The organism is Mesorhizobium sp. WSM3626, assembly GCF_000513935.1.
Classification (GTDB): Bacteria; Pseudomonadota; Alphaproteobacteria; order Rhizobiales; family Rhizobiaceae; genus Mesorhizobium; species Mesorhizobium salmacidum.
In genome coordinates, this window is record NZ_AZUY01000043.1 from 44,274 (window position 1) to 53,604 (window position 9,331).

Annotated in this window: 8 protein-coding genes and 1 pseudogene; 5 read left to right on the top strand and 4 right to left on the bottom strand. The window is 62.3% G+C overall.

What is annotated here, in order from left to right; all coding sequences use genetic code 11:
* Nucleotides 1-30: 30 nt before the first annotated feature.
* Together rhaS and M653_RS0124435 are read right to left on the bottom strand one after the other, a co-directional pair.
* The gene (gene rhaS, locus M653_RS0124430) at nt 31-1,026 is read right to left on the bottom strand and encodes a rhamnose ABC transporter substrate-binding protein (protein WP_027145693.1); all 996 of its coding nucleotides are present in this window, start codon (nt 1,024-1,026) and stop codon (nt 31-33) included.
* A 54-nt stretch (nt 1,027-1,080) separates the two neighbouring features.
* A complete protein-coding gene (locus M653_RS0124435; RefSeq protein ID WP_027145694.1) occupies nt 1,081-1,884 on the bottom strand; it encodes a DeoR/GlpR family DNA-binding transcription regulator in 804 nt (267 codons plus the stop codon).
* Nucleotides 1,885-2,071: 187 nt separating this feature from the next.
* Here M653_RS0124435 and M653_RS0124440 point away from each other — a divergent pair, with 187 nt between their 5' ends.
* The 3 genes from M653_RS0124440 to ggt all read left to right on the top strand — a co-directional run bounded on the left by M653_RS0124440 (nt 2,072) and on the right by ggt (nt 7,552).
* Nucleotides 2,072-4,174 carry a bifunctional rhamnulose-1-phosphate aldolase/short-chain dehydrogenase gene (locus tag M653_RS0124440; protein WP_027145695.1) on the top strand — a complete coding sequence of 701 codons (2,103 nt, stop codon included), beginning with the start codon at nt 2,072-2,074 and terminating at the stop codon, nt 4,172-4,174.
* Between the two features lie 108 nt (nt 4,175-4,282).
* Nucleotides 4,283-5,575, top strand: a complete 1,293-nt coding sequence (rhaI, locus tag M653_RS0124445; protein ID WP_027145696.1) for an L-rhamnose catabolism isomerase — start codon at nt 4,283-4,285, stop codon at nt 5,573-5,575.
* Between the two features lie 243 nt (nt 5,576-5,818).
* Complete coding sequence (gene ggt, locus M653_RS0124450) at nt 5,819-7,552, top strand: gamma-glutamyltransferase (RefSeq protein ID WP_027145697.1); 1,734 nt, start codon at nt 5,819-5,821, stop codon at nt 7,550-7,552.
* Nucleotides 7,553-7,635: 83 nt separating this feature from the next.
* Here ggt and M653_RS01000000133375 read toward each other — a convergent pair whose 3' ends face one another.
* Nucleotides 7,636-7,977 (bottom strand): hypothetical protein, encoded by a 342-nt coding sequence (locus tag M653_RS01000000133375; protein ID WP_084636831.1) that lies wholly within the window; start codon nt 7,975-7,977, stop codon nt 7,636-7,638.
* 308 nt (nt 7,978-8,285) lie between these two features.
* Here M653_RS01000000133375 and M653_RS1000000136890 point away from each other — a divergent pair.
* Nucleotides 8,286-8,423: pseudogene (locus M653_RS1000000136890) on the top strand (alpha/beta hydrolase); the annotation flags it as partial.
* A 9-nt stretch (nt 8,424-8,432) separates the two neighbouring features.
* Here M653_RS1000000136890 and M653_RS0124470 read toward each other — a convergent pair.
* Complete coding sequence (locus M653_RS0124470) at nt 8,433-8,867, bottom strand: hypothetical protein (protein WP_027145699.1); 435 nt, start codon at nt 8,865-8,867, stop codon at nt 8,433-8,435.
* Between the two features lie 248 nt (nt 8,868-9,115).
* Between M653_RS0124470 and M653_RS01000000133380 the strand changes: the two genes are divergently transcribed.
* The coding region (locus tag M653_RS01000000133380) for an IS5/IS1182 family transposase (protein ID WP_032935982.1) at nt 9,116-9,331 on the top strand (216 nt) is incomplete at its 3' end.

The window sequence follows — 9,331 nt, forward strand, 5'->3', positions numbered from 1 at the left end:
AGCCCCGCCGCGCCATTGAAGGCGCCAGGATCAATAGATCTTGGAGAACTTCTCGATGTTGCTCTTGTCGAACTGGAAGGGCGGAGCCATCGCGGCCGAGTTGGTGTCGTCGAGCCTGACCTTGCCGACGCGGCCGATCGACAGCGTGGCGCCCGGCTTGGCCTTTTCCTTTTTCACCGCCAGGTCATGGGCGAGGTAGACGGCGGAGTAACCGAGGTCGATCGGGTTCCACAGCGCAACCGCCTGGCTGGCGCCGTTGTCGATGAACTTCTTGAACTCCGACGGCAGCGCCAGGCCCGTGACGTTGACCTTGCCGATCAGGTTCTCGTCGGTGACGACCTGGGCGGCGGCGACGACGCCGACGGTGGTCGGCGCGATGATCGCCTTGAGGTTCGGATAGGACTTCAAGAGGCCCTTGGCTTCGTCGGTGCTCTTGGCCGAGTCGTCATCGCCATAGACAGTGGCAACGAGCTTGATCTTGGGGAACTTCTCCGGCAGCACCTTCTTGGCCGCTTCGATCCAGGAATTCTGGTTGGTCGCGGTCGAGGAGGCCGAAAGGATGGCGACATCGCCGCCTTCCGGCAGATAGTCGGCGGCGAGCTTGATGATGGTCTCGCCGATCAGGCCGGTGTCGGACGGGTTGAGGTGAAGCTGGCGTCCTTCCTTGGCGACGCCCGAATCCCAGGAGATGACGGTGATGCCACGCTCCATGGCCTTCTTCAGCACCGGCACCAGCGCGTCGGCGTCATTGGCGGAAATCGCGATGGCGTTGACCTTCTGCGCGATCAGCGAATTGACCACTTCGATCTGCGCCTCGGCGGTCGCCTTGGTCGGGCCGGTGTAGATGATGTCGACGTCGCCGAGTTCCTTGGCCGCCTCTTGCGCGCCCTTGTTGGCGGCATCGAAGAAGCCGTTGCCGAGCGACTTGACCACCAGCGCGATCTTGACGTTCTCGGCATAGGCGGCATTCACGAACATGGCGGCCGAGAAGGCCGCCGTCACCATCAATTTCTTCAGAAAGCTCATCGTTTTTCCTCCCTTGAGCGTTGCATTCCATCGCCGCTGCGGCGTGAGGGTGTCTCAGGCCTGCAGTGAAGATTCTTCCTTTGTCGACTTGCGGGCGACGATCAGCGTCACCCCCGCGGTTTCCAGCATCTTTGCCTCGCGATCCTCGATGCCGTCATCGGTGATGACGGTTGCGATGCGCGAAAGGCCACACAGGATCAGGCTGGAGCGTTTGCGGAATTTCGAGGAATCGACCAACACCACCAGTTCGTCGGCCTGGTCGATCAGCTTCTGCTCCGCCTGGATCAGCAGCGGATCGCCTTCCATCAGGCCGAGAGGCCCCAACCCTTGAGCGCCCATGAACATGCGGCGCGCGTAGAAATTGCGCGTCACGTCGTTGTCGAAAGGCGACAGGATGATGTTCTGCTCGCGATAGATCGTGCCGCCCGACAGCATCACCGTGTTCTTGGAGTGCTTGAGCAGGTGCTCGGCGATCGGGAACGAATTGGTGAAGATCGGCATGCGGCGGCCGGTCAGGAAATGCACCATCTGGAAGGTGGTGGTGCCGCCATTGATGATGATCGGCTCGCCGTCCTTGCACAGTTCGACCGCTTCGCGAGCGATCGCCCGCTTCTGCGCGGCGTTGAGCGTTTCGTTAACGGAGAAGGGGCGGCCCGCCAGCCCGATGAACTGCGGCGGCGAGATCGCCTCGGCGCCGCCGCGCACCCGGCGCAGGCGTTTCTGGACATGGAGAGCAGCGATGTCGCGCCGGATCGTCGCCTCGGAGGATTCCGTCAGGTCGACCATCTCCTGCACCGTGACCACAGGTTTTTCCTGGACGGCGGACAGAATGATCCTGTGGCGCTCTTTTTCGTGCATGGTTCCTCCCTGCCTCAGCATCTAGGCACCCAAAACGAGCAGTGTCAATCATTTCCGATCATATAATTTCATTGTGCAGTGCAATATGATTGATGTTGATCGTTTGTGATTGACAAGCTCGCCTCTTGCGTAGACATTCCCGGGCGAAAAAGGAGCGCATCGTCCGCGCTCCAAGGGAGGATTACCTATGCTCGACAAGCGCTCCGGCTCGCGCCTCGCCAATCTGTGGGATGATGCGAAGGCACAGGGGATGAGCGAGCCCGAGCTTCTGGTCTATCGCTCGAACACGCTCGGCTCCGACAAGCGCGTCACCAATTATGGCGGCGGCAATACCTCCTCGAAGATCTGGCAGAAGGATCCGCTCACCGGCGAGAATGTCGAGGTGCTTTGGGTCAAGGGCTCGGGCGGCGACAGCGCTTCGATCAAACTGGACGGCTTCGCCACCCTCTACATGGATAAGTTGCGGGCGCTGAAGGGGCTTTACCGCGGCGTCGAGCACGAGGACGAGATGGTGGGCTATCTGCCCCACTGCACCTTCAACCTCAATCCACGCGCGGCCTCGATCGACACGCCGCTGCACGCCTACGTGCCGAAGCCCTTCGTCGACCACATGCACCCCGATGCCATCATCGCCATCGCCGCCGCGAAAGATTCCAGGGTGCTGACCAAGGAGATCTTCGGCGACGTCATTGGCTGGCTGCCGTGGAAACGGCCGGGCTTCGAGCTTGGCCTGTGGCTGGAGAAATTCTGCCTCGAATACCCAACCGCCAAGGGCGTCATCCTCGAAAGCCACGGCCTGTTCACCTGGGGCGACACCCCCAAGGAGTGCTACGAGACGACGATCTCGGTGATCAACCAGGCGATCGAATGGTTCGAGCGCCTCTCCGAAGGCATGGCGATTTTCGGTGGCGAGGTGGTGAAGTCGCTCGACGCCGCTGACCGCCGTGCCGTTGCCGCCAAGCTGATGCCGAGAATCCGTGGCCTGATCTCGGAAAAGAGCCACAAGCTCGGCCATTTCGACGATTCGGCCGCCGTGCTCGAATTCGTCAACTCGAAAAATTTGCGCCCGCTGGCCGCACTCGGCACCTCGTGCCCGGATCATTTCCTGCGCACCAAGATCCGGCCGCTGGTCATCGAATTTGATCCGGCAAAGCCTGACGTCGATGCCGTCATCGCGCGCCTCGCCGACGACATTGCCGAATATCGTGTCGGCTACCAAGCCTATTACGACAGCTGCAAGCATGCGGATTCGCCCGCGATCCGCGATCCCAATGCGGTGGTCTATCTTATGCCCGGCGTCGGCATGTTCACCTTCGCCGGCGACAAAGCGACCGCACGCATCTCGGGCGAATTCTACGTCAACGCCATTAACGTCATGCGCGGCGCGTCCACCGTCTCGTCCTATGTCGGCCTGCCCGCGCAGGAGGCTTTCGACATCGAGTACTGGCTGCTCGAGGACCTGAAGCTGCAGCGCATGCCGAAGCCGAAGTCTCTCGCCGGCCAGATCGCGCTGGTCACCGGCGGCGCCGGCGGCATCGGCCGGGCTACGGCCAACCGCCTGCTGCGCGAAGGCGCCTGCGTGGTGCTTGCCGATATCGACGAGGCGGCGCTCGCTAGTGCCAATGAGGAACTGGCCAAGGTCTTTGGCATGGATTTCGTCCGGCCGGTCCTCATCAACGTCACCTCGGAGGATCAGGTCGTCGCCGGCTTCGCCGAGACCGCGGTCGAGTTCGGCGGCATCGACATTCTGGTCTCCAATGCTGGCCTTGCCTCCTCGGCGCCGATCGAGGAGACGACGCTGGCGCTGTGGAACAAGAACATGGATATCCTGTCGACCGGCTATTTCCTGGTCTCGCGGGAAGCGTTCCGGCTGTTCCGGGTACAGAAGATCGGCGGCAATGTCGTCTTCGTCGCCTCCAAGAACGGCCTTGCCGCATCGCCCAATGCCGCCGCCTATTGCACCGCCAAGGCCGCCGAAATCCACCTGGCCCGCTGTCTCGCGCTGGAAGGCGCGGAAGCGCAGATCCGGGTCAATGTCGTCAACCCGGACGCTGTGTTGCGCGGCTCGAAGATCTGGACCGGCGAGTGGAAGGAACAACGCGCCGCCGCCTACAAGATGTCGACCGACGATCTCGAAGAGCACTACCGCTCGCGCTCGATGCTGAAGCGCTCCGTCTTCCCGGAAGACATCGCGGAGGCGATCTATTTCCTCGCCTCCGACATGTCGGCCAAGTCGACCGGCAACATCATCAACGTCGACGCCGGCAACGCACAGAGCTTTACGCGCTGAGCTAACGTCGAAGCGCTTCCCTTCTCCCCGCCACCATACGGGGAGAAGGTGGCCCGAAGGGCCGGATGAGGGGCAGCGCTGACCGAATGCATTCTGGGAGGAACAGCAGTGTCCGAATCCATCATCTCCGCCGACATCGTCGATAAGAGCAATGCCGCGCGCAAGGCAGACCTCGAGCGCGACTACGCCTCGCTCGGCGAACGCCTCGACCGGCGCGGCATCGCCATCGACGCCATCAGGGACAAGGTCGAGAAATTCGCCGTCGCGATCCCCTCCTGGGGCGTCGGCACCGGCGGCACTCGCTTCGCCCGCTTCCCGGGCGCCGGCGAGCCACGCGACATCTTCGACAAGATCGAGGATTGCGCCGTCATCAAGCAGTTGACGCAGGCGACCCCGACCGTCTCCCTGCACATCCCGTGGGACAAGGCCGATCCGAACCGGCTGAAGCAGGCGGCCTCCCGCTTCGGTCTCGGTTTCGATGCCATGAATTCCAACACCTTCTCGGACACGAAGGACCAGAAGCTCTCCTATAAATTCGGTTCGCTGTCGCATTCCGATGCCGGTACGCGCCGGCAGGCGGTCGAGCACAATCTCGAATGCATAGAGATCGGCAAGACGCTGGGCTCCAGGGCATTGACGGTGTGGATCGGCGACGGCTCGAATTTCCCCGGCCAGGTTAATTTCGCCAAAGCCTTCGAGCGCTATCTCGATGCCATGAGGCAAGTCTATGCCGGCCTGCCGGCCGACTGGAAGCTGTTCACCGAGCACAAGATGTACGAGCCGGCCTTCTATTCCACCGTCGTGCAGGACTGGGGCACCAACTACATCATCGCCAAGGAATTGGGTGACAAGGCGTTCTGCCTCGTCGACCTCGGCCACCATGCGCCCAACGTCAACATCGAGATGATCGTGTCTCGGCTGATCCAGTTCAAAAAACTCGGCGGCTTCCACTTCAACGATTCGAAATATGGCGACGACGATCTCGATGCCGGCTCGATCGATCCCTACCGGCTGTTCCTCGTCTTCAACGAGCTGGTCGATGCCGAGCTTTCCGGCGCCGAGGGCTTTGATCCCGCCCATATGCTCGACCAGAGCCACAACGTCACCGATCCGATCGAAAGCCTGATGCTGTCGGCGGTCGAGGTGCAGCGCGCCTATGCGCAGGCGCTGCTGGTCGACCGCAAGGCGCTGGAAGGTTTTCAGGACGGCAATGACGCGCTGATGGCGACGCAGACGCTGAAGGCGGCTTACCGCACCGATGTCGAGCCGATCCTTGCCATGGCGCGGCTGAGGACCGGTGGCGCCATCGATCCGGTCGCCGCCTATCGGGCGGCGGGCTACCGCGCCAAGGTCGCAGCCGAACGCCCGGCAGTCGCTGGCGGCTCCGGCGGGATCGTTTGAGGTAGAGCCGATCTCCCCCTTTGNGGGGGAGATGTCCGGCAGGACAGAGGGGGGTGTCCGCCGACGTCTCAGCTGATTGAGCTGCCTCAAACCTGGATGAACAAACGTCTGAAGGTTGGCGATCCCTCACGCCCTGGATCTCCCCACAAGCGGCCAGTCACCAACCCGTGAATGTCTTCATTGAAGATGGACTCGATCGCTCCAAGTAGCTCTTCTTAGCAAGCACCACCTGGAGAACCCGCCATGCACCTCACCCGCCGAACGCTGATCGCCCTCAGCCTTTCCATCACTTTCGCCTTTTCGCCATCGGCCTTCGCCGCGTCACCAGCACCGGCCAAGGGCGAGAACGGCATGGTCGTCACGGCCCAGCATCTGGCTTCCGAAGTTGGCGTCGAGGTTCTGAAAAAGGGCGGCAATGCCGTCGATGCGGCTGTCGCCGTCGGCTATGCCTTGGCCGTGGTCTACCCCAACGCCGGCAATATCGGTGGCGGCGGCTTCATGACCATCCGCTTCAAGGACGGCAAATCGACCTTCCTCGATTTCCGTGAGCGGGCGCCGCTTGCCGCGACCAAGACCATGTATCTCGACAAGGATGGCAACCCGGTGAAGGGCGCCAGCCTCGACGGCTATCTCGCGGTCGGCGTACCGGGTTCCGTCGCCGGTTTCGAGATGGCGCGCCAGAAATACGGCACCTTGTCCAGGCAGGACCTGATGGCTCCGGCAATCAACTATGCCAAGGACGGGTTCATCCTCAACCAGGGCGATGCAGCCTCATTCGCCGGCGGCGCTGAAAGGTTGGCGAGGGATCCAGCGGCGGCCGCCGCCTTCCTCAAACCCGGTGGCAAGCCCTATGGCATCGGCGAGAAGCTGGTTCAGCCCGACCTTGCCGCGTCGCTCTCAGCCATTTCCGAGAGAGGTCCCGATGCCTTCTACAAAGGCGCCATCGCTGACGCCATCGTCAAGGCGAGCGGCGCCAGGGGCGGTATCCTGGCCAAGGGTGATTTCGAACACTATGCGGTGCGCGAGCTGAAGCCCGTCACCTGCTCCTATCGTGGCTACGAGATCATCTCGTCGCCGCCGCCGAGCTCAGGCGGCGTCATCATCTGCGAAATCCTCAACGTGCTGGAAGGCTACCCGCTGTCCTATCTCGGCGCCGGCTCGGCCGAAACGGTGCATGTCATGGTCGAGGCGATGCGCCACGCCTATGTCGACCGCAACTCGGCGCTCGGCGATCCCGATTTCGTCGACAACCCGGTCTCCAAGCTGCTGGATAAAGCCTATGCCAAGGACATCCGCGACAAGATCGATCCGTTCCGGGCCGGTGTGTCGCAGGACCTGATGCCGAAGGGTTTTGGCGAATCGAAGGAGACGACGCACTATTCGATTATCGACAAGGACGGCAACGCGGTCGCTGTCACCTACACGTTGAACGGCTCGTTCGGCGCCGGCGTAGTGGCGGACGGCACCGGCATCCTGCTCAACAACGAGATGGACGACTTCACCCAGAAACCCGGCGTGCCAAACCTCTATGGCCTCATCCAGGGCGAAGCCAACGCTATCCAGCCGAAGAAGACGCCGCTGTCCTCGATGAGCCCGACAGTCGTGGCCAGGGACGGCAAGCCGTTCATGGTCATCGGCAGCCCCGGCGGCTCGCGCATCATCACCATCACGCTGGAAGCGATCGTCAACGTCATCGACCACGGCATGAACATCCAGGAGGCGATCGATGCGCCGCGCATTCATCACCAATGGCTGCCCGACACCGTCTATATCGAGCCGTTCGGGCTTTCGCCCGACACCGAAAGGCTGCTGGCCGGAATGGGCTATCACCTCGATCTCGCTGACCAGAGCTGGGGGCAGGCGGCCGGAATCCTGGTCGGCGGCAAGAGCCTGGCGGAAATCGAGAAGGGCGGTGGCGCGCGCTACAATGGCGCAATCGACAGCCGCGCGGCATCGGGCGAGGCGCTTGGATATTGACAGGCCGCAAGCCTGTTCCTTGCCTGACGAGGCCGGATTCCGCCTTTCGGACCGGCCTCCGCCTCATGGCCCGGCAGGAGTCCTCAGGTCACCAGCGTGACGGTCGATGCAATCAGCATCAAGGCAGCGATGCCGACGAACAGCGCATAGATGCGTGGCCGGTCGAGCAGCAGCGCGTTACCCGATATCCAGGCCGACGTGGCGCCGCCCAGCGCGAAGAGGAAGCCGTTGCGATGGCCGAAAGTCATCGACGCTGCCATCAGCCCGCCGATGATCAGGGCGCCGAACACGATGATCACGGCGACCGCGTATTTCTCGAAGTCGTTGTTGCCGATCCCTGGTCCGATCGCGTTCAAATTCGGCAGGTCGTCCGGATCGAAGGGGCTCGCCGACCCGTATTCGTCTTGACCCATGGATTCTCGCATCACTTGATCTCCGCTGACCGGCAACAAACCATCAACGCCTGCCGAGCGCAACCCGATCGCACGTCCCTCTCCGTGTTGACCATTATCTTCAACACTTTCCGGCCGCGCTTGTCACCGATCTTTCGGCCACCTGGCTCGAATGCAACAGCGTCGCCGCCCGGAGGGTACGCCATCGCCCATCCATAGTGGACGGTGTCCGCGGGAGAAAGACAATGCCGCCGATCAATTCAGGGCCGGTAGGCCTTAGGCGGCTGCGGCGGGGAGTCGCAGCGCCCGGCAAATCCCGGCCGGATTGTTCGGCACACTGCTCTCGGGCAATGGCTGAACGTCTCGAGGCGCTCCCGGGCCTGCGGGCGAGCTTCGAGTTGGATGCCGGCGAGAACCACATGTCGATCCTGCCGGTGACGGTCAATCGGACGGTTCAGGCGGCGTTCGCGGTGCGGTAGAATTTCCATTCAGCGCGCCGGCGGCAGTTCGAACAGCTTGGCGCCGTTCTCCTGGCCGCGTTCGACATAGCCGATAATGCCGAACCATCTGGCGACATCGGGCCCCTTGAGCCAACTGCGCGAGTGGATGGGAAGGTTGCCGGCGAGCGCCTGGATATGCCTGATATGCCTCTTGCAGAAACGGACGGTCGAGCCGCGGAAGAAATCCTCCTGCGCGGCAAACAGCGTATCGGCGGCGTCGCTGTTTTCATGCCAGGCGATGATCGCCACGGCCTTCTCGCCCTCGACAAGCGCATGCGCCCGGCCTTCCTTCAAATTCATCATCAGATTGTCGTAGGCGATCTTGCTGTCCTTGCCAGCCGCCGCGTACTCGTCCGACATCCGCTTGGACAGGCCATGGAAGACGTCCTCGAGATCCCCCAGCGTTGCTGCGCGTGCTCTCATTTCACCTCCTGCAGCCCCGGCAGGGAGTTTGCCCTAGGGATGGTGGGGCGCCAAGCAAATTGAATCCGCCACAAGCCCGGTGAGAGCAAAGTCGTTCCGTCGATCGATCTTTGTGACTGGGCGGGTACCCACTAAGCCGACGGAAGTCCTGATAAATTCCGAGACCCTAGGGCGTAGTGACGATTTAACGGGTTGGGATTCCCAAGGAAGGGCAAATCAGATTCAACGCTGATTTTTNGAGGTNAGCGATNGACTGCGATGCGCTTCGAGAGGATCAGTGGGAACGGATCAAGNGNTTTGTGCCTGGCGGTACGAAGGGCAAGCGCGGCCCGCGCACCGACAACCGGAAGTTCCTCGATGCCCTGCTGTGGATGGCCCGCTCGGGTGGGCGCTGGCGTGATCTACCCGAGCGGCTCGGCGACTATCGATCCGTGAAGCGGCGCTACTATCGCTGGATCGAAATG